Below are 26,152 nucleotides of genomic sequence, written 5' to 3'. Positions count from 1 at the left end.
CGTGCGGTCAGCCTAGGCACCGCCCCGCCGATCGTCACGGTGCGTCGGCGAGTTCACCAGGGTGAACGGCTCAGGCGGGTGCGCCTTCGGACGCCGCCGTCATCCCCGCCCGAACGGAGTCGTGCACGCGACCGCTGGAGGCGAGGCGAGCGAACCAGGCCGTGCGCCCCGCGACGTCGGTCGCGGCGGAGGGAAGCGCCGCGAGGTGGAGCACGACTCCGAGCTGGGCGAGTTCGCGATCGAGGTTCTCCAGCGCGTCGAGCACCGTGATGGTCACGACCTCCTGCTGCGCCAGTCCCAGGACCACGGCCCGCACCGGAGGCGACTGCGCCGCGACCAGGTTCAGGATCACGCGTTCGTTGGCCAGGGCGTTGGCGGTGTACAGGCCGCGCTCCAACGCGATTCCGAGGACGCCGTCCGTCGGACCGACGACCGAGGTTCGGGGGATGTTCAGCTCCCGCAGGACGAGCACCAGCGTCACCACCACGCCGACGGCCACGGCCGGGAGCAGACCGGCGGTGAGTCCGATGACCGCGACCGCCAGCGCGACCCAGAAGTCCACCCGACTGATCCGCGCCCAGCGCACGAGCTCGGGGATGTTGATGAGGCTCGCGACCGCGACGAAGACCATCGCGGCCAGCGTCGCCTCGGGCAGCAGGCTCAGCACGGGCCCGAGGTAGAGCGCGACCAGCACCGCCAGCGCCACCGTCACCACGGTCGCGAGCTGGGAGCGGGCGCCCGCGCTCTGGTTCACCGCGCTCTGCGAGAAGCCTCCCGCCGCCGGCATCGTGCCGAAGAATGCGCCGACGGTGTTCGCCGCCCCGGTGGCCATGAGCTCCTGGTCGCTGTCGATCTGCGGTTCCGTCGCGACGCGGAGGCTGCGTGCCACCGCTGCGGACTCGAGGAACGCCATCACGGCGATCGCCAGGGCCCCGGGGACGAGGGCGGTGGCCTGCGCGAGATCCGGGATGGCCGGGACGGGCAGCCCGCTCGGCACCGCGGAGATGAGATCGACCCCGAGGGCGTCGATGTCGGCCAGCCACACCAGGAGGATGCCCCCGACCACCACCACGAGCGTGCCGGGGACCTTCGGGGCGAAGCGCTTGAGCAGAAGGAGCACGACGATCGATCCGGCCGAGAGCAGCACGGTCGGCCCGTTCACACTGTCCAGGGACTGTCCGACCGCGGCGATGGATCGCAGGAAGCCGTGCCCGGAGAAGTCGAACGTCTCGCCGAGGAGCTTCGGCAGCTGACCGACCGCGACCGTCGCCCCGACGCCGATCTTGAGCCCGAGCACCGTCGCGCCGCTGATGTTCTCGACGAGGGACCCGAGCCGGCACAGCCGCGCCACCAGCAGGACCGCGCCCACGAGAAGCGTCAGCATCATGAGCGAGCCCATCGCATCGTCCGCACCCGCCGCCACGCCCGCCGACACCAGCGTGGTCGCAGTGAGGGTGGCGATCGTGGAGGTCGTCGAGACGCTCATCGCACGGCTGCCGCCGAGCACCGCGTACACGAGCATCGGCACGATGCAGGTGTAGAGCCCCACCTGCACCGGCAGGTTCGCGATCGTCGCATAGGCCATCGCCTGCGGGACGACGACCGCCCCGGCGGAGAGCCCCGCGACGACGTCGCCGACGATCCACTGCCGCCGATAGCCGTCGAGCGTGCTGAACATCCACCGCGGCCTGCCCCGTGCACTCATATCGCTCCCTGTCGGATGGCCTGAAGCGTACTGCCTGGAGATGCTCGTCGGCAGCCGGGTCCTGTGCCGCGATCGGGAGTCACCCTGGTGAACCTTCATATTGCGCACAACTGAATTGTCTGCAATGCTTATCGCATGTCCGTGACCGATGAGATGGTGTGCTTCTCGCTGTACGCAGCCGCACGAGCGACGACGCAGGCGTACCGCACGCTTCTCGCCCCCTGGGGCCTGACGTACCCGCAGTATCTGGTCCTGGCCGTGCTGTGGATCGACGGCGAGCAGTCCATCGGCTCGCTCGGACAGGCGATGCAGCTCGACTCCGGCACGCTCTCGCCGCTCGTGCGGAGACTGGAGCAGGCGGGCCTGGTGTCGAGGAGCCGGCGCAGCGACGACGAGCGGGTCGTGCTCGTGCAGACGACCGAGAAGGGGGCGGCGCTGCGTGCCGAGCTCGCGCCGCTGCACCGCAGGATCACGGAGCTCTCCGGGATACACGACGACGCACACCGTCGACAGCTCATCGCCGAGCTGCAGGACATCACCACCCGCCTCCAGCACAGTTCCGACACCACCGCGGCCGCACACCCGGCCCACTGACACCGCACCTCGAACGGAGCACACATCATGCGCGCACTCATCCATCCCGCCTTCGGCGACCCGGAGCGGGTCCTCCATGTCGAGGACCGCCCCCTCCCGGAGCCCGCCGCCGGCCAGGTCCGCCTGCGGATCCTGCTCTCCCCCATCCACAACCACGACCTCTGGACCGTGCGCGGCACCTACGGATTCAAGCCCGAGCTTCCGGCCCCGTCTGGCACGGAAGCGCTCGGCGTCGTCGACGCGCTCGGCGAGGGCGTCGACCATCTGACGGTCGGACAGCGTGTCGCGACGGGCGGTACCTTCGGCGCATGGGCCGAGTACATCGTGGCGGACGCCGCGGGCCTGGTGCCGGTTCCGGATGCGGTGCCGAACGAGGTCGCCGCACAGCTCGTCTCGATGCCCTTCAGCACGATCACGCTGCTCGACTTCCTCGGCGCCCGCGAGGGCGACTGGATCGTCCAGAACGCCGCGAACGGGGCCGTCGGGCGGATGCTCGCCCAGCTCGGTGCCGCACGCGGCGTGAACGTCCTCGGGCTCGTGCGCCGCAGCGCCGGCGTCGAGGAGCTGCGCGAACAGGGCATCGACCGCATCGTCGCCACGGACCAGGACGACTGGCAGGCTCAGGCCGAGGCGATCACGGGCGGCGCTCGCATCGTCGCCGGCGTGGACTCGGTCGGCGGTGCAGCGTCCGGTCAGGTGCTCTCGCTGCTCGCCGAGGGAGGCACCCTGGTCGCGTTCGGCGCCATGGACTCCCCCACGATGGAGATCGCCTCCTCGGACGTGATCTTCAAGCAGGCGATCGTGAAGGGCTTCTGGGGCAGCAGGGTGATCCCCGCGCTCGATCAGGCGACACGCGGTTCGCTGTTCGGCGAGCTCTTCCAGCGCCTCGGCGACGGCACGTTGACCCTGCCCGTCGCCGGCATCTTCGACGCCGCGGACATCGCCGACGCGGTGCGCGCCAGCAACACGCCCGGCCGGGTGGGCAAGGTCCTGCTGCGCTTCTGACGTCCCGCCGCCGACATCGCCCTTCCGCGATGTCGGCGGCCAGGGGCAGAGTGTGGTGATGGAGATCACACTGACACAACCGGCGGGGCTCGTCGTCAGCCCCGCGTTCAGTCACGTCGCCGTCGTGCCGCCCGGCGCGACGACCATCTACGTCGGCGGCCAGAACGGCGTCGACGCCACGGGAGCGGTCGTCTCCGCGGACGCCGGGGAACAGTCGCTGCGCGCCCTCGAGAACGCGCGCATCGCTCTGGAGTCGGCGGGGGCGGGCCTCGACGATGTCATCAGCTGGAGTGTGCTGATCCACCAGGAAGCGGATCTGCGCGCCGCCTACGGCGCTGTCGCGTCCACACTCGCCAGAGAAGGCGCCCCTCCTCTGGTCACCGCCGCGATCGTCGCGGGGCTCGGCGTGCCTGGCGCACTGATCGAGGTGAGCGCCGTCGCCGCTGTGATCCGGGACTGACCTGCGCGAGGCGATCCGGACTCAGATGCGTCCGCGCACGGGAGTGCGCTCGACCGGGTCGGATTCTTCCGGCATCGTCATCTCCGCCCTGACCCCGAGCAGGCGCACCTCCCGCGCTGCGTCGAGCGTCGCACAGAGAGCCAGCGCGGCGGCGACGAACACCTCACGCTCGGTCGTCGGTTCCGGCAGCTTCCGACCGAACGTCCTGGTCTCGAAGGGGGCGTAACGGACCTTCAGGTGAGCCCGGACCACGGGTCGTCCCTCGGCGGCGCAGTCGTCGAACGCCTGGCCGGCGAGCTCCCGCAACGCCGACTCGATCTGCGCGGGATCGACGAGGTTCTGCGGAAAGGTCGTCTCCCGGCTGTGACTGCGGGCCACCCAGGGCGTGTCGTCCACCACGCTCGGACCCAGGCCCGAGCCCAGTCCGTGATACCACACCCCCATCCGCGGACCGAACTCCCCGATGAGCTCCTGCTCGTCGGCGTCGGCGAGCTCCTGCACGGTCGTGATCCCGTGCTGCGCCAGTCGCTTCTGCACCTTGGGTCCGACGCCCCACAGATCCCTCGTCGCTCGGTCGCCCATGACCTCGAACCAGTTCTCCGCCGTGAGCCGGAACACGCCGCGCGGCTTGCCGAACTCCGTGGCGATCTTCGCCCGCACCTTGTTGTCGCCGATTCCGACGGAGCAGTGCAGGCCGGTGGCATCCCGCACGGCGGACTGCGCGGCGCGGGCGACGGCTTCCGGGTCGTCGCTCGTGACCCCGAGGAAGCACTCGTCCCAGCCGACCACTTCGAGCACGATGCCCGGGAGCGCCCGCAGCGCCGTCATGACCTCCGCCGATGCCGCCTCATACGCCTCGTGGTCCACCGGCAGGAACACCGCGTCGTCCGGAGCCTTGCGCGCGGCGATCTTGAGCGGCATGCCGGAGCCGATCCCGAAGGCGCGCGCCTCGTACGAGGCCGTCGACACGACCGCGCGCTCGGAGGGATCACCGCGTCCCCCGACGATCACCGGTAGCCCGGCGAGTTCGGGGCGTCTCAGCACCTCCACCGCGGCGATGAACTGATCCATGTCCACGTGCAGCACCCAGTCGCCCATGCACCGAGTGTGGCGCGTGCAGGCGCAGAAGTCACCCCATGCAGGCGCGTCAGGCCGCCGCGACGCCGATCGCCGTCACGATGACGGCGAGGAGCGGGAGGGTGCCCTGCATCGCGGCCGCGCGCAGCTTCGACCGGTCGGAAAGCACCAGCACGAGCGCCGCCGCGAGCATCATCCCCGTTCCCGCGAAGACCAGCGTCAGACCCACCGTCTGCGCCCCCACGATCACCAGACCGATGCCGAGCAGAGTCGTCAGAGCGAGGAACAGGTTGTAGAAGCCCTGGTTGAAGGCGAGCTGCTTCATCGTGACGGCGTCGGCCTCACTGGGGACGCCGAAGATCTTCCTCGTCTCGGGCTCGGTCCATCGGAGCGACTCGAGCGCGAAGATGAAGACGTGGAACGCAGCGGCCGCTGCGGCGAGGATGAGTCCGACGATGAGCATGGGCCGATTCTCCCGTTCCCGAGGGCCGAACGGCAACCCGAGGAACGACCGCCCCTCGACGACGAGCACGCCACCCGGACACCTGTCGGACCATTTCCCGGATGTCGGACGGCTCCCCGACGATCCGCCCGACATCCGTTGATCCGCCCGACATCCGTCCCGGATCTCCGCCCGACATCCGTCCCGGGTGCGCGTCCGGCGGGGGTCAGACGAGGAAGACCGGCAGGAGTCCCGGATTGTGCGCGTGCACCAGCACGGCGAACACCACGGCGTCGAACAGCAGGTGCACCGTGACGACGTACGCGAGCGAGTGCGTCCGGAGGAAGATGTAGCCCTGGAGCAGCGCGAACGGGATCGTGAGCAGGGGTCCCCACTCCCGGTAGCCGAGCTCCCACAGGAACGAGACGAAGACGATGGCCTGCAGCAGATTCGCGACCAGATCGGGGAAGTGCCGGCGAAGCAGGGCGAACACGGTGCAGATGAAGAACAGTTCGTCCCAGATCCCGACCGCGCCGACACCGACGAACAGCCGCGCGATCAGCTCGGGCGTGTCCACGACCGGCCAGTTCTGGTACACCCCGCTGGTGATGAAGTAGAAGGGCAGGATCAGCCACCCGAGGACGAGCACCGCGACCAACCAGCCCCACTGCAGGCGTCCCCAGCGTCGATGGGTCCGCCAGGGGAACGCGATCGCGCGGTCGCGATACAGGAACCGCGAGATCGCGTACGGCACCGCGACGGCGCCGCCCAGCGCCAGGGTGAACCGCAGCATCGCCAGGTTGTCGAGTTCGGCGGCGAGCGGGATGATGCTGACGATCAGCAGGCCCAGCGCGATCAGGGACAGGTCTCGGGTGAGCGACGGGGCGCGGCCGATCGCTCCCCCGGGCGCCTCGACAGGTCGCGCGCGCTCGATCAGCCATGCGGTCAGGATGCCGGCGGCGAGCAGCAGCCACCCCAGCCACGGGATCTCCAGCACGAAGAACGCCGGCGCGGCGGCGCACACGAGCAGGGCGGGGATCACGCCGACGTGCGCGGTCGCCGCACGCGGCAGGTCCGTCACGCCCGCGCCCTGCGTCGGTAGACGAGGTCGCGGATGTCGCGCCCCTTCGCGATGCCCTTCCGCTCGAACGCGGTCATCACGCGGCCGTCGAACCGCTCCGCCCACTCCCCGTCGAAGGCGCGTTCGAGCAGCGGCTCGGCGTCCAGGACCTCGCGCATCTGCAGCGCGTAGTCCTCCCAGTCCGTGGCCAGGCGCAACAGGCCCCCGTCACGCAGGGCGCGGGCCGCCGTGTCGCCGAATCCGGGGCGAACGAGACGCCTCTTGGTGTGCTTCTTCTTGTGCCAGGGGTCGGGGAAGAAGATCCACACCTCCTGCGCCGACGCCTCGGGGAGGTACGACGACAGCACCTCGGGGGCGTTCGCCTCGACCACCCGGAGGTTCCCGGCACCGGCGCGGTCGGCGTCGAGCATCGTGCGGGCGAGCCCCGCCCGGAACACCTCGACGGCCAGGAAGTCATCCTCGGGGCGCGAGGACGCGGCGGACACGATCGCGTGTCCCTGTCCGGAGCCGATCTCGACGTACAGGTCGGCCGAACGGCCGTACTCGGCGGCGGGGTCGAGGCGCGCCTCGGGGTGTACGGACGTCCATGCCACGTCACGCGGCACATCGAGCAGGTAGTGCGGCCCGAGCTCGGCGAACGCGCGCTCCTGGGCATCGGACATCCGGCCGCTGCGGCGCACGAACGACACCGGTTCTTCGCGGAAGGTACGGGGTTCGGGCATGTTCCCAGGGTAGCCGTCGGCGCCGAGGCGTCCGCTCGGGCCCGGTCTCGCCGCGCTCAGCCGGCGGGCGCCGTGACGAAGTCGATGAGCTCCTCGACGCGGCCCAGCAGCGCCGGCTCCAGATCGCGATAGGTGGTGACCTTGGAGAGGATGTGCTGCCACGCCCTCGCGATGTCGGCCTGCGTCTCGTGCGGCCAGCCGAAGGCACGGCAGATCCCGACCTTCCACTCGATGCCGCGCGGGATCTCGGGCCACGCCGCGATCCCGAGCGCGCGGGGCGTGACGCACTGCCACACGTCGACGAACGGATGCCCGACGATGCGCAGATGGCGTCCGTGCGGGCCGCGGGCGACGGCGTCGGCGATGCGGGACTCCTTCGACCCCGGAACGAGGTGGTCGACGAGCACCCCGTAACGGCGGGTGGCGTTCGGGGGCTCCGCGGCGAGCAGCTCATCGAGCAGGTCGACGCCCTGCAGGAACTCCACGACCACCCCCTCGACGCGAAGGTCGGCGCCCCACACCTTCTCGACGAGCTCGGCATCGTGCTTGCCCTCGACGAGGATCCGGCTGGGAAGGGCGACGCGCGCGCGCTGGTCCGCCACGACGAAGGACCCGGACGCTGTGCGGCGCGGGCCCTGCTCCTTCGCCGCAGGAACCACCAGCCGGACGGGGGCGCCGTCGATCAGGAAGCCGCCGCCCAGCGGGAAGAGGCGTCGTCGCCCGAGGCGGTCCTCGAGCTCGACCGTGCCGCCGTGCACACGGGTGACGGCGCCGCAGAATCCGTCGTCAGCCACCTCGACCACGAGGTCGGTCTCGGCCGCGACCTGCGGCACCTGCTTCGCGCCGCGCTCGCGCCAGCCCGCTGCCAGCACGTCGGAGCCGTACATGTCATCCATGCCTTCCAGCGTATGTGTCTCCGCTGACGGCGAACGGCGAACCCGCGTCGAGTGCTGTCGCGTGTCGGGCTCTGTGCATAGACTCGTGACATGGGGAGCACCGGTCTGTCGGAGGAGACACGATGAGGTCTCGATGGCTCGCGCCGATCGTGATCCTGGCAGCGGCCCTCACCGGCGCGTTGAGCGCCGCAGCGGCCTCCGCGACGGATCCCCTCACGCTCGACCCGGGCTATGTCACCGACAGCGCCGGCGTCCTCAGCGCGCAGGAGAAGGAGACGGCGGAGGGCCGCCTTCAGGAGCTCACCGAGAACTCCACAGCCGACCTGTTCGTCGTCCTCGTCGACAGCTTCACGTCGCCGAGCGACCGCGTCGAGTGGGCCGACACCGTCGCGGAGGACAACGGACTCGGCCCCGACCAGTACCTTCTCGCGATCGCCGTCGAGCAGCGCAGCTATTACATCTCGGCGGCCGAAGGCGGCCCGCTCTCCGGCAGCAAGCTGGACGACGTGGAGCAGCAGATCCAGCCGCTTCTCGCCCAGAAGGACTGGGAGGGCGCGATCGTCCTCGCCGCGGACGAGATCCAGGGCGACGGCGGCGCCGGGGCCCTCCGCGTTCTCCTCATCGTTCTCGGGGTGATCGCCGCGCTCGTGGTGATCGGACTGATCGTCGTCCTCGTCCGCCGGAGCCGGCGCCGGGCGGTCGCCCGCAAACGCGGTGCGATGCCGGAGAAGCCGGACCCGAACGACCCGTTCTCGACGCTGACCGACGATCAGGTCGCCACGCAGGCAGGGCTCGCCCTCGTGCAGGCCGACGACGCCATCACCTCGAGCCGTGAGGAACTCGGATTCGCCATCGCCCAGTTCGGCGACGCCGCGACCGAGGAGTTCACGCGCGCCGTGGAGACCGCGAAGACCAAGATCGCCGAGGCGTTCGAACTCCGGCAGAAGCTCGACGACGAGATCGAGGACACCGTCCACGATCGGCGCGCCTGGAACATCCGCATCATCCGGATCGCCGACGAGATCGATGACGTGCTCGACGCCAACACGGAGGCCTTCGACGCGCTGCGCAAGCTCGAGCAGAACGCCCCGCAGGAGCTCGAACGCGTCCGCGGTGAGCGCGCAGCCCTGGAGCCGGTGCTCGCCGAGGCCGACGCCGCGCTCTCCGCACTCTCCGGGGTGTACGACGCCGACGCATTGACCACCGTCGCCGACAACCCCGCCCAGGCGCGGGAGCGCGCCGCTCTCGCCGATCGATCCATCGAAGCCGCGGCGACGGCGATCGCGGCGGGCAAGTCCGGTGAGGCGGCGTTCGCGATTCGCACGGCCGAGCAGTCGGTCGCGCAGGCATCCCAGCTCGTGCACGCGATCACCTCGCTCGGGTCGGACCTGTCGGCCGTCGACAGTCGGGCGCGAGCACTCGTGGCGGAGCTGCAGGCCGACGTGTCGACGACGCAGCAGCTTCCCGACCCGGATGGCAGCATCGCGCAGGCCGCCGCTGCGACGATCCGTCAACTGCAGGCTGCGGACACCGATCTGACCGGCGCCGGCCGCAATCCCCAGCGTGCCTTCGACGCCCTCACCGCGGCGAACGCGCAGATCGATGCGGCCATCGCTCGAGGACGCGAGAGCATCGACCGCGCGCGTCGTGCGCAGCAGATGCTCGAGCAGACCCTCGCCCAGGCGGGCGCGGAGATCCGCACGGCGCGAGAGTTCATCGAGACGCGCCGCGGCACGGTCGGCTCGACGGCACGCACTCGACTCGCCCAGGCGGAGGCGAGCCTCACCCAGGCCCTGACCCTCCGCAGCACGTCGCCGGAGTCGGCGCTGGCGGAGGCCGGGCGGGCGCTCGAGCTCGCCAGGCAGGCCACGTCGTCCGCCTCTGCCGACGTCTCGTCCTACAACGCCCGCTCCTACGACGGCGGCTGGGGCGGCGGACCCTTCAGCGGCGGCGGTGGCGGATCCGGGATCGGCGGGGACATCCTCGGCGGCATCATCGGCGGTCTCCTCGCCGGCGGTGGCGGTGGCGGCAGATCCTCGTCCCGCGGTGGCGGCTGGCGCTCGAGCGGGAGCGGAGGCTTCCGCAGCTCGGGCTTCGGCGGCGGCGGACGATCCGGCGGCGGCCGCAGCGGTCGATCCGGGGGTGGACGCTTCTGATCCCCTCCACAGACACGTACGACAAGCTCTTGAAGACGCCCTCTGAAAGGAATCACGCATGACCAAGCAGTCCATCTTCGGACGTATCTCCACCCTCGTCCGCGCGAACATCAACTCCCTGCTGGACTCTGCGGAAGACCCGCAGAAGATGATCGACCAGCTGGTGCGCGACTACACGAACAGCATCGCCGACGCCGAGTCTGCGATCGCCGAGACCATCGGCAACCTGCGCCTGCTCGAGCGCGACCACGAGGAAGACGTCCAGGCCTCGACCGAATGGGGCAACAAGGCTCTCGCCGCCAGCCGCAAGGCCGACGAGATGCGCGCGTCGGGCAACACCGCCGACGCGGACAAGTTCGACAACCTCGCCAAGATCGCGCTCCAGCGTCAGATCAGCGCCGAGCGCGAGGCGACCGGCGCCGAGCCGCAGATCGCGGCGCAGACCGAGATCGTCGACAAGCTCAAGAGCGGCCTGAACGGCATGAAGGACAAGCTCGTCGAGCTCAAGAACAAGCGCAGCGAACTGCTCGCCCGCGCGAAGGTCGCCGAGGCGCAGACCAAGGTGCAGGACGCCGTGGGCTCGATCAACGTGCTCGACCCCACCAGCGAGCTGGGCCGCTTCGAGGACAAGGTCCGCCGGCAGGAGGCGATCGCGCAGGGCAAGATCGAGCTCGCCGCATCGAGCCTCGACGCCCAGTTCGAGAGCCTGGAGGACCTCGGCGAGCTGACCGAGGTCGAGGCTCGTCTCGCCGAGCTGAAGGCCGGCGGCAACGCTCCCCGTCAGGCCATCGAAGGCTCCTGACACCACCCGCGGATGGTCCGGGCCTCGTGCCCGGGCCGTCCGCGCTCTTCTTTCCGGAGGCACCCATGGTGCGATTCCTCGTGATCCCGCAGTGGCAGGGGTCCCCTGCTGCGCGGGCGATGCTGCTCGTCGACGGCGCCTCGGCGATCGCGGGAGACCTGCCGCGTGCCGCCACGACCGTCCTGGAGGTGCCGGTGGAGGCCGGCGAGTCGCTGGGAACCGGCGTGCGGAGGCTGAGCGCGCTGCTGCGGACACGCGAGCTCGTCCACGGTCACATCGATGCCGGTAACACCGTCGTGATCGGCGGTGACTGCAGCGTGACGGTCGCGGCACTCGACGCGCTTCCCGGTGGCACCGACGAGCTGGCTCTGGTGTGGTGCGACGCTCACGGCGACCTGCACACCCCCGACACCTCCCCCTCCGGCGCGTTCTCCGGGATGGCGTTGCGCGCTGTGCTCGGCGACGGCGAACCGCAGCTCGTCCTGTCTCCCGCCCTCGCCCCCGATCGGGTGGTCACCGTCGGCATGCGCGCCCTGGACGACCCGGAGGTCGAGCAGCTCCAGCCGCTGAGGAACCTCACGGTCGCGGACCTCGAGCGCCCGGAGGCCCTCCTCGATGCCGTGCGGGCGACCGGGGCGACGCGCGTCTGGGTCCATATCGACGTGGACGTGCTGGACCCTGCCGAACTCGCCGGCGTCTCCTCTCCCGCGCCGTTCGGTCTCTCCCCCGCCGCGCTGAGCGCCGCGATCCGCGCCCTGCGCTCCGAGATCCCGCTCGCGGGCGCGACCATCGCCGGCTTCGCGCCTCGCTCGCCCGCCGACGCGGTCGACGATCTGGGCGCCCTGCTGCGACTGGTCGGAGCCGTGGCATGACGACGGACGCGGACAACCGCGCCGCGGATGAGGCACTGGCCCGAGGACGGCGTCTGGATCGCCGCATCCCCTCGTTCCTGCTCCGCTCGCCGGTCAGCCGCCTCGGCTATGCGTGGGGCACGGCCGTCGGCTGGTTGTGGGGGTCGCTGTGGAGCACCGGGCGGGTGGAGCGGCGCGCGGGGCTGTGGGTCTTCCGCGGCATGCCCTCCTGGACCTTCAACCGCGGCGGTGTGTGCGTCGGCGGCTGCTTCCTGACCGGTGACGAAACCCCCAGCGAGGCGGTGCTCCGGCATGAGGCGGTGCACAAGGCGCAGTGGCTCCGGTACGGCTTCCTGATGCCCGTGCTCTACTTCTTCGCCGGTCGGGATCCGCTGCGCAACCGCTTCGAGATCGAGGCCGGCCTCGAGGACGGCAACTACGTGCGACGGTCCCGCTGACCGCTCAGCGGTCGGCCGGGAGGAGCCCGAAGCGCTCTGGCGCGTGGATGCGAGCGGCGGAGATGCCCAGCGGACCCGTGAGGTGCTCGATGATGTCGGCCGTCCCGAGGTATCCGCCGAGGAGCGTGACGTTCGTCTCGATCTCGTCGTCGCACATCATCTCGTCGGCCCAGGCGCAGGTGGCCCGCGCCAGCGCCTGACCGGGCGCGCAGGCGCGGCCGCTGCCGGGGACTCCCGAGCGGGATCCGCGAGCGAGCCACGTGACCGTCATGCGTCCTGGAGCATCGATCACACCGATGTCCGAGACCTCCGGCACCTCGATGAAGATGCGGCCCGATGCGCACAGCGGCAGTGTCGTCAGGAACACCTCGAGCTCGGTGAGAGACTGCTCATCGGCGGTCACCAGGTGGTGCGCGCGCTGACGTGCCGCGCGGCGCTCGGCACGCGAGCTGCGGGTCTCGACGGGGGTGCTCATGATGATCTCATCGTACACCAAGTGAAGGCTTGCCTAACCTTTGCCGCAGCCGCAGGGAGACTCGTCAGGAGACGGGCTCGACGAGAGCCGCCGTCAGCGCATCCAGCTCCTCGTCCGTCATCCCGTTCGCACGGAGGTAGTCCGCCGCCGAGCCCCAGCGTTCGTCGACCTGCGCCAGAAGGCGACGCATCACGTCGGCCGGCGACTGGGTGGCGAGCGCCACGGCGTGGACGGCATCGGGGTGGTGCGCCCGCAGATACTCCGCGATGCGCTGATTGCGCTGCGCCGGTAGCTGCGACTCGGTGAGGGCATAGTCCGCGACGACGGCCTCACGCTCGGCGCCGACGGCGGAGAGGGCGAGCGCGACGGTCACTCCGGTGCGATCCTTGCCGACTGTGCAATGGACCAGCGTGCGCTGCCCGGAAGCGATGATGCGGATGGCCTCGACCAAGCGCTCCCCGCTCTCCTCCAGCAGATGCAGGTAGAGCTCGTCGAGACTGGTATCGGCCTCGAAGAAGGACCGGACGGAGCCGAGGAACAGCGGCAGGTGCGTGGTGTCCGGGCCTTCGATCTCGGTGGGCTCGGCGGCGACCTCCTCGCCGTCACGCAGGTCGACGATGTGCTGCACGGCTGTCCGCAGCGCGGCCGCGCCGGCGGTCGTCGCCCCCGACAGCTGCCCGGAACGCAGCAGCACCCCGGAGCGGATACGACCGCCCGCGGCCGGAATGCCGCCGACGTCGCGCACGTTCGTGACGCCGTCGACGTCGAGGACCGTCATGCCTGCGCCCGCGGGGCGCGTGGCGGAACCGGGTACCGTCCCGCGATCACGATCCGGTTGAACGCGTTGATCGAGACACAGGCCCAGCTGAGCGCCGCGTACTCCTTCTCGGTGAACACCCCTCCGACGAGGTCGTACACCTCGTCGGAGATGCCGTCTTCGGCGATGAAGGTGAATGCCTCGGCCAGTTCGAGCGCGGCGCGCTCCCGATCGCTGAAGACCCCGCTCTCGCGCCAGGTCGGAATCTGGGTGATCGTGTCCGTGTCGATGCCCGCAGCGGTCGCCCTGTCGACGTGGATGCGCGTGCAATAGCTGCAGCCGTTGAGCTGGGAGCAGTGGATCATCACGATCTCCTTGAGCCGATCGTCGATCCCGTTCGCCGCACAGATCTGCCCCACGGTCTTGGAGAACGCATCGAGTGCCTGGTAGGCCGCAGGCTCGGTCTTGGACAGGTGCACACGCGTCTCGCTCATGGCTCCATGATATTCGGAGCACGCCGACGCGCGGCCCGCCTTCGCTCGCGGCGTCGAATGCAGATTGCGAAGTGACTTGAGTAATTCAACGTCATAAAGCGAAGCATGCGGTCGTCAAAGATGAGCAAATCGCTCTCGCATTTCCGCCGGGTCTCTCGAAGGGCGCAGAATGTGGACGTGGCGATCGACAACAGCGAGTTCAGCTATCTTCCCGCACAGGCCGAAGCTCTCGGCGTACCCCTCCCCCCGGTGGAGCGTCTCGCCCTCCCCCTCCCCGACGGCCGCACGCTGAGCGCCCTCCGCTTCGGGACGGAGGCGCCCGAGGTGACGCTCCTGCACGGAGCCGGGTTGAACGCGCACACCTGGGACACGACGGCACTGGCGGTGCAGCGCCCGCTCCTGGCGATCGATCTCGCCGGACACGGCGACTCGTCGTGGCGCGAGGACGCGGACTACGCACCGCGCACACTCGCCGAAGACGTCGCGCACGCTCTCGACGTCTGGACGACGCAGCCGCAGCTCGTCGTCGGGCAGTCGCTCGGAGGCCTCACGGGCGCGGCCCTGGCGGCGACCCGTCCCGACCTGGTCTCAGAACTCGTCATCGTCGACATCACGCCGGGTGTCGACGTCTCGGCAGGACCGGCCGCGCTGCGCGCGTTCTATGCCGGACCGACCGACTTCGCCTCGCGCGACGAGCTCGTCGAGAAGGCCATGTCGCTCGGCTTCGGGGGCACGCGCTCCGAGACCGAACGCGGCGTGTTCCTGAACACGCGTGTGCGTGCGGATGGACGCGTCGAGTGGAAGCACCATTTCGCGCATCTGGCGGCCCAGACCCTCGCCGCGCACGATCCTGGAACCTCCGCTACGCCATCCGCGCTGCACGAGACCGGGTGGGATGACCTGGCCTCCGTCACGGCGGCGACCACGCTCGTACGCGCCGAGCGCGGATTCGTCAGCGAGAGCGATGCCGCGGAGTTCCAGCGCCGCCTGCCCGAGGCTCATGTCGTCGTGCTCGATGCGACGCACAACGTGCAGGAGACGGCCCCGGTCGCGCTGGCCGCCCTCCTCGCCTCGACTCCCGCCCGCGGAATATGACGTTCCGTTCCGGCGCAGGCCCCACCCTCTTCCCGCATCCCTAGGCTCAGTTCCACGGCACACAGCATCTGCCGCACCGAGAGGAAATCCATGTTCCGACGCACCCGACGTCTCGCCCTGATCTCCGCCGTCGCGGCCGCAGCGGTGATCCTCAGCGCCTGCTCCGGCACTCCCGCCGAGGATCCGTCGACCGCTCCGAGCGCTCCCGACCCCGACGCCACGCTCCACGTCGGCCTCGTGCTGGAGCCCACCAACCTCGACATCCGACACACCAGCGGCGCCGCCCTCGAGCAGATCCTCATCGACAACATCTACGAGGGACTCGTCAGCCGCACCCAGGAGAACGAGATCGTGGCGCGCCTGGCGTCCGACTACGAGGTCTCGTCGGACGGCCTCACGTACACGTTCACCCTGAACGAGGGGATCGCGTTCCACGACGGCACCCCGCTCACGTCCGCCGACGTCGTGTCGTCCTACGAGACCGTACGCACGGATCCGACCGTGCAGGGCAACGCGGAGTTCGCGTCGGTCTCCTCGATCACGGCCCCCGATGCCACCACGGTCGAGATCGTCCTGTCGGAGCCGAACCAGAACTTCCTGTTCGCGCTGACCGGTCCGGCGGGGCTCGTCTTCAAGCAGGGCGACACGACCGACCTCAAGACCGCGGAGAACGGCACGGGACCCTTCACGCTGACGCGCTGGAACAAGGGCAGCAGCATCGCCTTCGCACGCAACGACGCCTACTGGGGCGAGAAGGCCGGCGTCGCGCAGGTCGAGTTCCAGTACATCCCGGACTTCACGGCCGGTGTCAACGCCGCCCTCGCCGGCGACGTCGACGTGCTCACGGCGGTGGACCCCAACCTCGCTCCGCAGCTGGAGGACTCCGGCGACTTCACGCTCACGACCGGCCGCACGACCGACAAGGCGACGCTGGCGTTCAACAACAAGAAGGCGCCGCTCGACGACGTCCGCGTGCGGGAGGCCCTGCGCCTCGCCATCGACCACGAGGCGCTCATCGACGCCGTCGGGGCCGGAACGCCGATGTACGGACCGATCCCGGAACTCGACCCCGGTTACGAGGACCTGTCGGACGTGATCTCCTACGACCCGGAGAAGGCCAAGGAGCTGCTGGCCGAGGCGGGCCAGGAGGATCTGGAGCTGACGCTCACGATCCCCTCGTTCTACGGCACGACCGTGCCGAAGGTGCTGATCTCGGACTTCAAGAAGGTCGGCGTGACCCTCGAGGTGGACGCGGTCGAGTTCCCGACGTGGCTGGAGGATGTGTACACGAACCACGACTACGATCTCAGCTTCGTGCTGCACGTGGAGCCCCGCGACTTCGGCAACTTCGCCAACCCGGACTACTACTTCGGGTACGACAACCCGAAGGTGCAGGATCTGTACGCGCAGGCCCTGGCTGAGGTCGACGCGGATGCGTCGGCCGAGCTCCTCGCCCAGGCCGCCCGCCTCGTCTCCGAGGACCACGCCGCCGACTGGCTGTACAACGGCGAGACCCTCACCGCTGTGAGCCCGATCGTGGTCGGCTTCCCCGAGGACTCGATCAACTCGCGCATCGATCTGGCCGGCGTCACCGTCTCCGCAGAGAACTGATCAGCGGCGACCCTTCGTGATCCGCTACGCGCTCGTCCGAGGAGCCCTGCTCATCGCAGGGCTCCTCGTGTCGAGCGTGCTCATCTTCCTCACGCTCCGCGTGTTCCCCGGTGACGTCGCTCAGCTCATCGCCGGCACGCAGGCGTCGCCGGCGGAGGTCGAGGCCCTCCGGGAGTCGCTCGGCCTGAACCGCCCGCTGTTCGCGCAGTACGCCGACTGGATCGGCGGCATCTTCCGCGGAGATCTCGGGACGTCGCTGCTGTCCGGGGCGTCGGTCGGCGAAGAGCTGCTCCTCAAGGCGCAGGTCACCGTCCCCCTCGGCATCATGTCGCTCCTCATCGCCGTGCTCATCGCCGTCCCGTTCGGCATCCTCGCCGCCCTGCTCCGCAACCGCCGCGGCGGCACGGCGCTGAGCGTGGGCGCTCAGACGCTCGCCGCCGTCCCCGTCGTCTGGGCGGGGATGATGCTCGTCGTCGTCTTCTCCGTCTGGCTCGGATGGCTGCCACCGCAGGGCTTTCCGCGCACCGGATGGGCGACCCCGGGGCGGGCGATCGAGTCGCTCCTGCTGCCGGCGCTCACGATCGGCATCGTCGAGGGTGCGATGTTGATGCGGTTCGTGCGCAGCGCGACGCTGCAGGCCGCGGGCCAGGACTTCGTCCGCACGGCCGCGGCGAAGGGCCTCACCCGCACCAGGGCGCTGATCCAGCACGGCATCCCTGCGGTCGGGCTCTCGATCGTGACGGTGCTCGGTCTGCAGGTCGCCGGGATCATCGTGGGCTCGGTCGTGATCGAGCAGCTCTTCACCCTTCCCGGGATCGGGCGCATGCTCGTGGCCGACGTCGGGACCCGCGATCTCGTCAAGGTGCAGAGCGAGCTCCTCGTGCTGACCGGGTTCGTGCTCGTGGTGGGCTTCCTGGTCGATCTCGTGCACCGGGCGATCGACCCTCGGCAGAGGGAGGCCGCATGATCCCGCGCTGGCTCCGCCGACTCTGGGACACCGCCACCGGGCGGTTCGGGCTGATCGTGGTGCTCCTCGTCGCCCTGACGGCACTCGTCTCGCTGTTCTGGACCCCCTTCGACCCGCAGGCGTCCGACATCGGGGATCGCTGGCTGGCGCCGAGCTGGCCGCATCTGCTCGGCACGGACGACACCGGCCGCGACATCCTGAGTCTGCTCATGGCCGGAGCGCGGACGACGGTCTTCGTCAGCGTCGGCGCCGGCATCGTGGCGACCGCGGTGGGCATCGCGCTGGCAGCCCTCGGCGCGCTCACCGCCCGCTGGATGCGGGAGACCGTCGCCGTGCTCGTCGACATCCTCATCGCCTTCCCCGTGCTGCTGATCGCGATGATGATCTCGTCGGTCTGGGGCGGCTCCCTCTGGGTCGTGATCTGGGCTGTCGGCATCGGCTTCGGCGTGAACATCGCCCGTGTCACGCGGCCCGAACTGCGACGGGTGCAGCAGAGCGACTTCGTGCTCGCCGCCAGAGCCTCCGGACTCACCCCCGCTCAGAGCCTCGTCCGTCACCTCCTGCCCAACGTCGCGCCGGTGTTCATCGTGCAGCTGTCCTGGTCGATGGCGGTGGCGGTGCTCGCCGAGGCGGGGCTGTCGTACCTGGGCTTCGGGGCCTCCGTCGTCGAACCGAGCTGGGGCCTGCTCCTGGCCGACCTGCAGCGGTACATCGGCGTGCACCCGCTGTCCGTGATCTGGCCGGGCCTGACGATCACCCTCACGGTCCTCGCCCTGAACCTCCTCGGCGACGGGCTGCGCGAGGCCACCGACCCCACGCTGCGGCACCGTGGTGCGGAGACGCACACGCCGGCGGTGGTCGCATGAGCCTCGTGGTGGAGGACCTCGTCGTCGAGATCGATGGACGGCGGGTGGTCGACGGCATCTCGTTCGAGGTCCCGGACGGCGCGCGGCTGGGCCTGATCGGCGAATCCGGCTCCGGGAAGTCGCTCACCGCCCTCGCGGTCCTCGGTCTGCTGCCCGACGGGGCGACCGCGCGCGGCAGCATCCGCTGGAACGGCACGGAGCTGATGGGCATGCCGGATCGCGAGCTGGCCAGGCTCCGCGGCGACGACATCGGCATCGTGTTCCAGGAGCCGCGCACCGCGCTGAACCCGATCCGCACCGTGGGACGGCAGATCGCGGAGTCCATCCGCATCCACGAGGGCCTGGGACGCCGGGAGGCTCGCACTCGAGCGATCGCCGAGGCGGCTCGAGTGCGTCTGCCGGATCCGGAGTCGATCGTCGACCGCTACCCCCACCAGCTCTCGGGCGGACAGCGGCAGCGCGTCGCGATCGCGATGGCGCTCGCGTGCCGTCCGCGCCTGCTGATCGCCGACGAGCCGACCACGGCGCTGGACGTCACCATTCAGGCAGAGATCCTGTCCCTGCTGCTGTCCCTCGTCGAGGACGAGGGGATGTCGCTGGTGTTCATCACCCACGACCTGGCGGTCCTTGCGCAGGTGGCGACCGAGGGCGTCGTGCTCGAGCACGGCCGCGTGGTCGAAGCGGCGCCCGTGTCGACGCTGCTCACGACACCGGCGTCTCCCGTCACGCAGGGTCTGCTGCGCGACGCGACCGCGACCCTCTGGCGCCCCGAGGGAGAAAGCCGATGAGCCTGATCGAAGCGCGCGGGCTGAGCCGTGACTTCCCCGCCCGGAAGCGGACGGCTTTCGAGCGCACCCGCACGCAGACCGCGCTCGCCCCCACCGACCTCGACGTGATCGAAGGATCGTCCGTCGGGATCATCGGCGAGTCCGGATCAGGGAAGTCGACCCTTGTGCGATTGCTGCTCGGTCTGGATCGGCCGACGTCGGGGACCGTCTCCGTCGACGGCCGCCGCGTCGACGCCCGAGCATCCGCGCGGTCGCTGCACTGGCTGCGGCGGCAGACCGGCCTGGTGTTCCAGGATCCCTACGCCTCGCTCGACCCGCGGATGACGGCCGGCCAGATCGTCGGGGAGCCCCTGTGGGCCCTCGACATCCCCGGGGACCGACGCGCCAGGGTGCGAGAGGTGCTCGCCCAGGTCGGCCTGGAGCCCGAGGCGGTCGACCGCTATCCGCACGAGTTCTCCGGCGGGCAGCGTCAGCGGATCGCCCTCGCCAGGGCCATCGCGCACCGCCCCCGGATCCTCGTGGGCGATGAGCCGCTCTCCGCACTGGACGTCACGGTGCGCGCGCAGATCCTCGAACTCCTCGTCGAGCTCCGACGGACGAGCGACCTCACCCTCGTGTTCGTGTCGCACGATATCGGTGTGGTCCAGAGCCTGTGCGACACGGTCGTCGTGATGAAGGACGGCCATGTCGTCGAGCGGGGCTCCACGCGCGACGTGCTCCTGCACCCGACCCAGGACTACACGAAGGCACTGCTCGCGGCGATCCCGGTGATCCCGGGTCGGTGACGGGGAGGACGTCGGCTCAGCGTCGAGCGCCGAACAGGCTCCCGCGCCGCCTTCCGATCGGAGTGAGCTGTCGGCGCATGTAGACGGTGCCGAGGTCGCGGCCGAACTTGTGCCCGACGCGTCCCATCCGCCCCGCCTCCACGAAACCGAGCTTCGCGTGCAGCCGGATCGACGCCTCCGCACCCTGGTCGCTGATCACGGCGACCATCTCCCGGAGCCCGATCCGCTCGCACGCGTCGATCAGCGCCTGGAGCAGGGCCGCACCGAGCCCCTTGCCGCCGGCGCCGGGTCCGAGGTAGATCGAGTCCTCGACGGTGTACTTGTAGGCGTTCTTCCCCGCCCAGGGCTGCGCGAGGGCGTAGCCGATGACGACGCCCGCCGGCGAGACCGCCACCAGGAACGGCAGCTGCAGACGCTCGAGCAGGGCGAACTTCTCGCGCCAGTACGGGATGCTGCTGCGCCGCTCGTCCAGCGTGACCGCCGAGTTGCTCACGAAGTGGTTGTAGATCTCCCGGACGTGCGGAAGGTCCGCGGCACGCGCCGGTCGGATCGTGTAGGAGAACACCTCGGGTGAGATCGTGGGGCGCAGATGGCGCGGAAGGACCCGGCGACGGTCCCCCGGCTCGAACTGCATGCGCTCAGCTTAGGGAAGCAGCCGCCTCGCCATCCACCCTCCAGTCCACCGGCGCCGCTCCCTGCTCCCCGAGGAGCGCGTTGGCGCGCGAGAACGGGCGCGAGCCGAAGAAGCCGCGACCCGCCGACAGGGGTGAGGGGTGAGCCGAGGCGATCACCGGTGTGGCTCCGAGCATCGGCTGGAGGTTCGCCGCATCCCTCCCCCAGAGCACGGCGACGAGCGGCTGATCCCGAGCGACCAGAGTGCGGATCGCGAGTTCGGTGACCGTCTCCCACCCCCACCCGCGGTGCGAGGCGGCGGCGCCGGGACGGACGGTGAGGACGCGGTTGAGCAGCAGCACGCCCTGGTCGCTCCAGGCCGTGAGGTCACCGTGCGGGGCCGGCGGGATGCCGAGGTCGCTCTCTCGCTCCTTGTAGATGTTGGCGAGGCTGCGCGGCAGCGGCCGCACGTCGCGATCGACCGCGAACGACAGACCGATCGGGTGGCCGGGGGTCGGATAGGGATCCTGTCCCGTGATCAGCACCCGCACATCCGAGAGCGGACGCTGGAAGGCGCGGAGGACGTGCTCCCCCGCCGGCAGATAGCCGTGACCGGCCTGCTGCTCGGCGCGCAGACGCTCGCCGAGTCCCGTGATCACGTCCTGGACCGGAGCGAGCGCCTCCGCCCATCCCGGGTCGATGAGGCCGTCTTCGGCGAGTTCGGCGAGACCGCGGGGCATCGTCACTCGGTGGGCCGCGCGCGGAGGGGTCCGCGCGCCAGGAGGTGCTGGGCGGACTGCGCCACGGGACGCATGGTGATGAGGTCGAGGTTGACGTGGCCGGGCGATTCCAGGGCGTAGGCGATGACGTCGGCGACGTCGTCGGCGACGAGCGGGGCCTCCACACCGGCGTACACGGCCTCGGCGGCCACGGCGTCCCCGCCCAGCCGGTTGAGCGTGAACTCCTCGGTGTGGACCATGCCCGGCGCCACTTCGACCACGCGGATCGGCTCGCCGTTCAGCTCCTGCCGGAGCACTCGCACCAGCATCGCCTCCGCCGCCTTGGCCGCGTTGTACCCCGCGCCGCCGGCATAGGCGTTCTGGGCGGCCGTGGACGTCACGAAGACGGTGTCGGCGTGGCCGTCCGCGGTCGCGGCACGGCGCAGCAGCGGGAGGAGACCGGCGACGAGACGCTGGCTCGCCAGCACGTTCGCGTCGAACATCCACTGCCAGTCGTCCGCGGAGGCGTCTTCGATGCGGTCCGTGCCACGGGCGCCTCCGGCCACCTGCACGAGTGCGTGCACCGGCCCTGACTGCTCCAGCTGCGACATGAGCGCATCGACCGCCGTCGGGTCCGTGAGGTCGCACGCGATGGCGGACGCCCCCGTCTCGGCGGCGAGCGCTGCCAGTCGGTCCTCGCGCCGGGCCACGCCGACGACGTCCCATCCGCGTGCACGGAGAGCGCGCACCGTCGCCGCGCCGATTCCCGAACTCGCACCTGTCACCACTGCACGTCTGATCACCATTCCTCCACCGTACGATGTTCCTCTCACGGATTCCCGGGTCCCCGTCGGAGATGTGCCGGAATGCCGCTCCCGGTCGGTCGCGCAGGCTCCGCACCGAGCTGCCTGCCGCGCCGCGAGCCCGTGTTTCCGGCCCTCGACCGTGTTACGTCACATTTCCCGGCTGTTGTTGACAAGCTCCGATATTCCGTACTCTCGCTGCAACGGCATCCGCCATCCGACCTTCCGACCACTTCTGGGGGAATCACATGTCCGCACCCGAGTCCTGGCGCTTCGAGACCAAGCAGATCCACTCGGGCGCCGCCCCCGACCCGGTCACCAAGGCGCGGGCCACGCCGATCTACCAGACCACCTCATACGTGTTCGACAGCGCAGACCACGCGGCCAACCTCTTCGCCCTCGCGGAGTTCGGGAACATCTACACCCGCATCCAGAACCCCACGCAGGACGTGCTCGAGCAGCGCCTCGCCGCGCTCGAAGGCGGCACCGGCGCCCTCGTCCTGGCCAGCGGTCAGGCGGCGTCGACGTTCGCGATCCTCAACATCGCCCAGGCCGGCGACCACTTCGTGGCGTCGAGCTCGATCTACGGCGGCACGTACAACCTCTTCAAGTACACGCTCGCGAAGCTCGGCATCGAGGTCACGTTCGTGGAGAACCAGGACGACGCCGAGGAGTGGCGCCGCGCGGTCCGCCCGAACACGAAGCTGTTCTTCGCGGAGACCATCGGCAACCCGCAGATCAACATCCTCGACATCCGCACCGTCGCCGACATCGCGCACGAGAACGGCGTTCCGCTCATCGTGGACAACACGATCGCCACGCCGTACCTGATCCGGCCGTTCGAGTTCGGCGCCGACATCGTCGTCCACTCGGTCACCAAGTTCCTCGGCGGTCACGGCACCACGATCGGCGGCGTCATCATCGACGGCGGCTCCTTCGAATGGTCGAAGAACGTCGACAAGTTCCCGGGTCTCACGGTGCCGGACCCCTCGTACCACGGTGCGAGCTACACCGCAGCGGTCGGCGACCCGCTCGCCTACATCATCAAGGCACGTGTGCAGCTGCTCCGCGACCTCGGCTCGGCCATCGCCCCGCAGAGCGCCTGGAACCTCATCCAGGGCGTCGAGACCCTCTCGCTGCGCATCGAGCGCCACGTGCAGAACGCGCAGGAGATCGCCGAGTGGCTGGACAGCCGTGACGACGTCGCGACGGTCAACTACTCGGGTCTGCCCTCCTCGCCGTGGTACGCCAAGGCGAACGAGTACGCCCCCAAGGGTGTCGGCGCCGTCCTGTCGTTCGAGCTCAAGGGCGGAGTGGAGGCCGGCCGGGAGTTCGTGAACAGCCTGTCGCTGTTCAGCCACCTCGCCAACATCGGCGATGTGCGCTCGCTCGTCATCCACCCCGCCTCGACCACGCACGCCCAGCTCACCCCCGAGCAGCAGCTCACGGCCGGCGTCACCCCCGGTCTCGTCCGGCTCTCGGTCGGCATCGAGAACGTCGAAGACCTCAAGGCCGACCTGGACCAGGCGCTCGCTGCCGCACGCGCCGTGTCCGAGGCCGCCCGCGCCTGACACGTCCGCACGACGACGCCCCGGCCCGCACGGTCCGGGGCGTCGTCGTGTGCGGGGGACATCCGGCGGCTCCACAGGCGAGGTCGTCGAGAATGGAGCCCTTGCCGTGAGGAGAGCATGATCGACGCCGAACCGCGCCCGCCGGGCCTCCGACGACGCACGACGCGCCAGGCGAGAGGGATCGCCGCCGTCAGCCTCCTGCTGACGGTCGTGGTGGCGTGCGGCTGGATACCCGGCGTCGTCGGCACCGCGGTCGCGGCCGTCCTCCCCTGGCTCGGTCTGGTCCTGCTGGCCCTGCTGCTCACGGCGCTGCTCCGTGCGCGCCGTGTCATGGTCCTCATCCTGGTTCCGGCGCTGCTGTGGCTGCTCGCTCTCGCCCCGGCGCTCCCCGCCCCGGCGACCCCCGCGCCCGGCCCCTCGGCTTCCACGCTGACGGTGATGAGCCAGAACGTGCGCGCCCACTCGGGTGGAGCGGCGGCCTCGGCGACCGAGCTCGCGGCCGGCGGCGCTGATGTGATCGCGCTCACCGAGCTGGACGGCGACAGCCTCTCCGCGGCGCAGCAGGCCCTCGCCGAGGAGTATCCGTACGCGTACGCCGTCGGCACCGTCGCGGTCTGGAGCCGTTACCCCTTCTCGACCACGGAGCCGCTGACGCTCGGGCTCGGCTGGAAGCGCGCCCTCCGCGTCGAGGTCCAGCCCCCGCAGCGACAGGTGGCGGTGTACGTGCTGCACGCGGCCTCCGTACGGCCGGGACACCAGCACGACCGCGACACGATGGTGCAGGGCATCGCCACACAGGTCGCCGCCGACCCGGCCGCCGCGATCATCGCGGTGGGCGACTTCAATGCGCCGTCGACGGACCCGAGCCTGGCGGCGATGCGCTCTGAAGCCGACTGGGTGCGACCGACCGACGGCACCCTCGGGTTCACGTGGCCGGCCGCCTTTCCCGTCGTCCGCATCGACCACGTGTTCGTCCGCGGACTCGACGTGATCGCCTCCCGCACCGTGCGCGCCGGGAGCAGCGACCACCTCGCCACCGTCACCACCGTCCGCTGACGCTGCGCCGGCGCTCGCCCGCATCATCGCCGTCCGTCGATGCGACATCGGGTCGTAACCTGCCGCCCGCGCCCTCCGGTCCACGCGAGAATGGGGGGATGGACTGGCAGACGACCTCGGAGGACACGGTGCCTTCCGCGCCCGTGACGGAGGCCGACGTCCGGCTGCTCCGGGCGCGCCCTCCGGCGACGGGAGCCTGGCGAGACGGCGATCCCGTCGGCGGCCGTCGGTTCGCGGCCTTCGGCTCCTTCGCGACCGAGAGCGGCGCCGAGCTTCCCGGCATCCGGATCGCCTATGAGTCCTGGGGCGAGCTGAACGCCGCTCGGGACAACGCGATCCTGGTGCTGCATGCCCTCACCGGCGACAGCCACGTCCGCGGCCCTGCCGGGTCCGGTCACCCGACGGCCGGCTGGTGGGAGGACATCACCGGTCCAGGGGCCCCGCTCGACACCGACCGCTGGTTCGTGATCGCTCCGAACATGCTCGGCGGCTGCCAGGGCTCAACGGGGCCGGCCAGCATCGCGCCGGACGGCTACGAGTGGGCATCGCGATTCCCCTACCTGACGATCCGCGACCAGGTGGCGGCGCAGGTGCGGCTCGCGGACGCGCTCGGCATCGACAGCTGGGCCGCGGTCATCGGCGGTTCGATGGGCGGCATGCACGCCCTGGAATGGGCGGCCACTCATCCCGACCGCGTGCGGCGGCTCGCGGTGCTCTCCTCTCCCCCGGTGACCACCGCCGACCAGATCGCCCTCAACACGGTGCAGCTGGAGACCATCCGGATGGATCCGCGGTTCCAGGGCGGCGAGTACTACGACCTGGGCGACGGCGACGGGCCGCATCGAGGGCTGGCGCTCGCCCGCCGCATGGCGCTGCTGAACTACCGCAGCCCCATCGAGCTCAATCAGCGATTCCAGCGCTCCTGGCAGTCGGACGTGTCACCGCTCGGCCACGGCGGACGCTTCGCCGTCGAGTCGTACCTCGACTTCCACGGGAACAAGTTCACCCGGCGTTTCGATGCCAACAGCTACATCACGCTCGTCGAGGCCATGAACTCGCACGACGTCGGTCGGGGACGCGGCGGCGTCGAAGAGGCGCTGCACAGCGTCACCGCCACGACCCTCGTCCTCGGGATCGACAGCGACCGCCTCTTCCCCGTGGACGGGCAGCAGCGCATCGCGCGCAGCATCCCGAACGTGATCGACGGGGACGCGGTCGTCGTCACGAGCGACTTCGGGCACGACGGCTTCCTCATCGAGACCGAAGCCGTCGGCACGAATCTGCGCCGCCTGCTCGACAGCTGA

General features: G+C 70.4%; 28 protein-coding genes. 16 read left to right on the top strand and 12 right to left on the bottom strand.

Going from position 1 to position 26,152, the window contains the following annotated elements; genetic code table 11:
- Positions 1-70: 70 nt before the first annotated feature.
- A complete protein-coding gene (locus F6A08_RS09365; protein ID WP_124895303.1) occupies positions 71-1,678 on the bottom strand; it encodes a SulP family inorganic anion transporter in 1,608 nt (535 codons plus the stop codon).
- Positions 1,679-1,840: 162 nt separating this feature from the next.
- Between F6A08_RS09365 and F6A08_RS09360 the strand changes: the two genes are divergently transcribed.
- The 3 genes from F6A08_RS09360 to F6A08_RS09350 are packed head-to-tail and all read left to right on the top strand — an operon-like array spanning position 1,841 to position 3,764.
- Entirely contained in the window at positions 1,841-2,299 is a 459-nt protein-coding gene (locus F6A08_RS09360; RefSeq protein ID WP_017203182.1) for a MarR family winged helix-turn-helix transcriptional regulator, read from the top strand.
- A 27-nt stretch (positions 2,300-2,326) separates the two neighbouring features.
- Entirely contained in the window at positions 2,327-3,304 is a 978-nt protein-coding gene (locus F6A08_RS09355; RefSeq protein WP_151459314.1) for a zinc-binding dehydrogenase, read from the top strand.
- A gap of 58 nt (positions 3,305-3,362) precedes the next feature.
- Positions 3,363-3,764 (top strand): RidA family protein, encoded by a 402-nt coding sequence (locus tag F6A08_RS09350; protein WP_124895301.1) that lies wholly within the window; start codon positions 3,363-3,365, stop codon positions 3,762-3,764.
- Positions 3,765-3,785: 21 nt separating this feature from the next.
- On the opposite strand, the gene F6A08_RS09345 is transcribed toward F6A08_RS09350, so the two are convergent.
- From F6A08_RS09345 to F6A08_RS09325, 5 genes are all read right to left on the bottom strand, one after another.
- A complete protein-coding gene (locus F6A08_RS09345) occupies positions 3,786-4,862 on the bottom strand; it encodes a DNA polymerase IV (RefSeq protein ID WP_192576739.1) in 1,077 nt (358 codons plus the stop codon).
- 49 nt (positions 4,863-4,911) lie between these two features.
- Entirely contained in the window at positions 4,912-5,304 is a 393-nt protein-coding gene (locus tag F6A08_RS09340) for a DUF1304 domain-containing protein (RefSeq protein WP_017203186.1), read from the bottom strand.
- Positions 5,305-5,509: 205 nt separating this feature from the next.
- The gene (locus F6A08_RS09335; RefSeq protein ID WP_420846041.1) at positions 5,510-6,355 is read right to left on the bottom strand and encodes a CPBP family intramembrane glutamic endopeptidase; all 846 of its coding nucleotides are present in this window, start codon (positions 6,353-6,355) and stop codon (positions 5,510-5,512) included.
- Positions 6,356-6,360: 5 nt separating this feature from the next.
- Positions 6,361-7,086 carry a tRNA (guanosine(46)-N7)-methyltransferase TrmB gene (trmB, locus tag F6A08_RS09330; RefSeq protein ID WP_151459312.1) on the bottom strand — a complete coding sequence of 242 codons (726 nt, stop codon included), beginning with the start codon at positions 7,084-7,086 and terminating at the stop codon, positions 6,361-6,363.
- 56 nt (positions 7,087-7,142) lie between these two features.
- Positions 7,143-7,982 carry a DUF3097 domain-containing protein gene (locus tag F6A08_RS09325; RefSeq protein ID WP_151459311.1) on the bottom strand — a complete coding sequence of 280 codons (840 nt, stop codon included), beginning with the start codon at positions 7,980-7,982 and terminating at the stop codon, positions 7,143-7,145.
- A 122-nt stretch (positions 7,983-8,104) separates the two neighbouring features.
- Between F6A08_RS09325 and F6A08_RS09320 the strand changes: the two genes are divergently transcribed.
- From F6A08_RS09320 to F6A08_RS09305, 4 genes are all read left to right on the top strand, one after another.
- Positions 8,105-10,138: a TPM domain-containing protein gene (locus tag F6A08_RS09320; RefSeq protein ID WP_151459310.1), complete on the top strand. Its 2,034-nt coding sequence runs from the start codon at positions 8,105-8,107 to the stop codon at positions 10,136-10,138.
- Between the two features lie 58 nt (positions 10,139-10,196).
- Entirely contained in the window at positions 10,197-10,940 is a 744-nt protein-coding gene (locus F6A08_RS09315; protein ID WP_017203190.1) for a PspA/IM30 family protein, read from the top strand.
- Positions 10,941-11,005: 65 nt separating this feature from the next.
- Positions 11,006-11,812 (top strand): arginase family protein, encoded by an 807-nt coding sequence (locus F6A08_RS09310; protein ID WP_151459309.1) that lies wholly within the window; start codon positions 11,006-11,008, stop codon positions 11,810-11,812.
- Complete coding sequence (locus F6A08_RS09305) at positions 11,809-12,249, top strand: hypothetical protein (protein WP_017203191.1); 441 nt, start codon at positions 11,809-11,811, stop codon at positions 12,247-12,249. The genes F6A08_RS09310 and F6A08_RS09305 overlap by 4 nt, the downstream gene beginning before the upstream one ends.
- A 4-nt stretch (positions 12,250-12,253) precedes the next feature.
- Here the strand turns inward: F6A08_RS09305 and F6A08_RS09300 are convergent, their stop codons facing one another.
- From F6A08_RS09300 to F6A08_RS09290, 3 genes are all read right to left on the bottom strand, one after another.
- On the bottom strand, positions 12,254-12,724 hold the full coding sequence (locus tag F6A08_RS09300) for an SIP domain-containing protein (RefSeq protein ID WP_040568630.1): 471 nt from the start codon (positions 12,722-12,724) through the stop codon (positions 12,254-12,256).
- A 64-nt stretch (positions 12,725-12,788) separates the two neighbouring features.
- Positions 12,789-13,502: a tyrosine-protein phosphatase gene (locus F6A08_RS09295; RefSeq protein ID WP_017203193.1), complete on the bottom strand. Its 714-nt coding sequence runs from the start codon at positions 13,500-13,502 to the stop codon at positions 12,789-12,791.
- Positions 13,499-13,975, bottom strand: coding sequence for a carboxymuconolactone decarboxylase family protein (locus F6A08_RS09290; RefSeq protein WP_017203194.1), 477 nt, complete (start codon positions 13,973-13,975; stop codon positions 13,499-13,501). The genes F6A08_RS09295 and F6A08_RS09290 overlap by 4 nt, the downstream gene beginning before the upstream one ends.
- 171 nt (positions 13,976-14,146) lie before the next feature.
- On the opposite strand from F6A08_RS09290, the gene F6A08_RS09285 reads away from it, so the two are divergent.
- From F6A08_RS09285 to F6A08_RS09260, 6 genes are all read left to right on the top strand, one after another.
- Positions 14,147-15,070 carry an alpha/beta fold hydrolase gene (locus F6A08_RS09285; RefSeq protein ID WP_151459727.1) on the top strand — a complete coding sequence of 308 codons (924 nt, stop codon included), beginning with the start codon at positions 14,147-14,149 and terminating at the stop codon, positions 15,068-15,070.
- A gap of 90 nt (positions 15,071-15,160) precedes the next feature.
- The gene (locus tag F6A08_RS09280) at positions 15,161-16,681 is read left to right on the top strand and encodes an ABC transporter substrate-binding protein (RefSeq protein ID WP_017203196.1); all 1,521 of its coding nucleotides are present in this window, start codon (positions 15,161-15,163) and stop codon (positions 16,679-16,681) included.
- Between the two features lie 16 nt (positions 16,682-16,697).
- On the top strand, positions 16,698-17,648 hold the full coding sequence (locus F6A08_RS09275) for an ABC transporter permease (protein WP_017203197.1): 951 nt from the start codon (positions 16,698-16,700) through the stop codon (positions 17,646-17,648).
- Positions 17,645-18,514, top strand: coding sequence for an ABC transporter permease (locus F6A08_RS09270; protein ID WP_151459308.1), 870 nt, complete (start codon positions 17,645-17,647; stop codon positions 18,512-18,514). Before F6A08_RS09275 ends, F6A08_RS09270 begins: the two co-directional genes overlap by 4 nt.
- Entirely contained in the window at positions 18,511-19,302 is a 792-nt protein-coding gene (locus F6A08_RS09265) for an ABC transporter ATP-binding protein (RefSeq protein ID WP_151459307.1), read from the top strand. Before F6A08_RS09270 ends, F6A08_RS09265 begins: the two co-directional genes overlap by 4 nt.
- Positions 19,299-20,087, top strand: coding sequence for an ABC transporter ATP-binding protein (locus tag F6A08_RS09260; protein ID WP_192576738.1), 789 nt, complete (start codon positions 19,299-19,301; stop codon positions 20,085-20,087). Before F6A08_RS09265 ends, F6A08_RS09260 begins: the two co-directional genes overlap by 4 nt.
- A 16-nt stretch (positions 20,088-20,103) precedes the next feature.
- Here F6A08_RS09260 and F6A08_RS09255 read toward each other — a convergent pair whose 3' ends face one another.
- From F6A08_RS09255 to F6A08_RS09245, 3 genes are read right to left on the bottom strand one after another with little or no spacing between them, the layout of a single operon-like run.
- The gene (locus F6A08_RS09255; RefSeq protein ID WP_017203201.1) at positions 20,104-20,721 is read right to left on the bottom strand and encodes a GNAT family N-acetyltransferase; all 618 of its coding nucleotides are present in this window, start codon (positions 20,719-20,721) and stop codon (positions 20,104-20,106) included.
- A gap of 4 nt (positions 20,722-20,725) precedes the next feature.
- Positions 20,726-21,439 (bottom strand): uracil-DNA glycosylase, encoded by a 714-nt coding sequence (locus F6A08_RS09250; protein ID WP_151459306.1) that lies wholly within the window; start codon positions 21,437-21,439, stop codon positions 20,726-20,728.
- Positions 21,440-21,441: 2 nt separating this feature from the next.
- The gene (locus F6A08_RS09245) at positions 21,442-22,224 is read right to left on the bottom strand and encodes an SDR family oxidoreductase (protein WP_192576737.1); all 783 of its coding nucleotides are present in this window, start codon (positions 22,222-22,224) and stop codon (positions 21,442-21,444) included.
- A 245-nt stretch (positions 22,225-22,469) separates the two neighbouring features.
- Here F6A08_RS09245 and F6A08_RS09240 point away from each other — a divergent pair, with 245 nt between their 5' ends.
- From F6A08_RS09240 to metX, 3 genes are all read left to right on the top strand, one after another.
- Complete coding sequence (locus F6A08_RS09240; RefSeq protein WP_124895279.1) at positions 22,470-23,792, top strand: bifunctional o-acetylhomoserine/o-acetylserine sulfhydrylase; 1,323 nt, start codon at positions 22,470-22,472, stop codon at positions 23,790-23,792.
- 117 nt (positions 23,793-23,909) lie between these two features.
- Positions 23,910-24,848 (top strand): endonuclease/exonuclease/phosphatase family protein, encoded by a 939-nt coding sequence (locus F6A08_RS09235; RefSeq protein WP_151459305.1) that lies wholly within the window; start codon positions 23,910-23,912, stop codon positions 24,846-24,848.
- Between the two features lie 98 nt (positions 24,849-24,946).
- Entirely contained in the window at positions 24,947-26,152 is a 1,206-nt protein-coding gene (gene metX, locus F6A08_RS09230; RefSeq protein WP_124895277.1) for a homoserine O-acetyltransferase MetX, read from the top strand.

Source organism: Microbacterium algeriense (genome assembly GCF_008868005.1).
GTDB classification, from domain to species: domain Bacteria; phylum Actinomycetota; class Actinomycetes; order Actinomycetales; family Microbacteriaceae; genus Microbacterium; species Microbacterium algeriense.
This window is presented reverse-complemented; position numbering and strand designations above follow the sequence as displayed.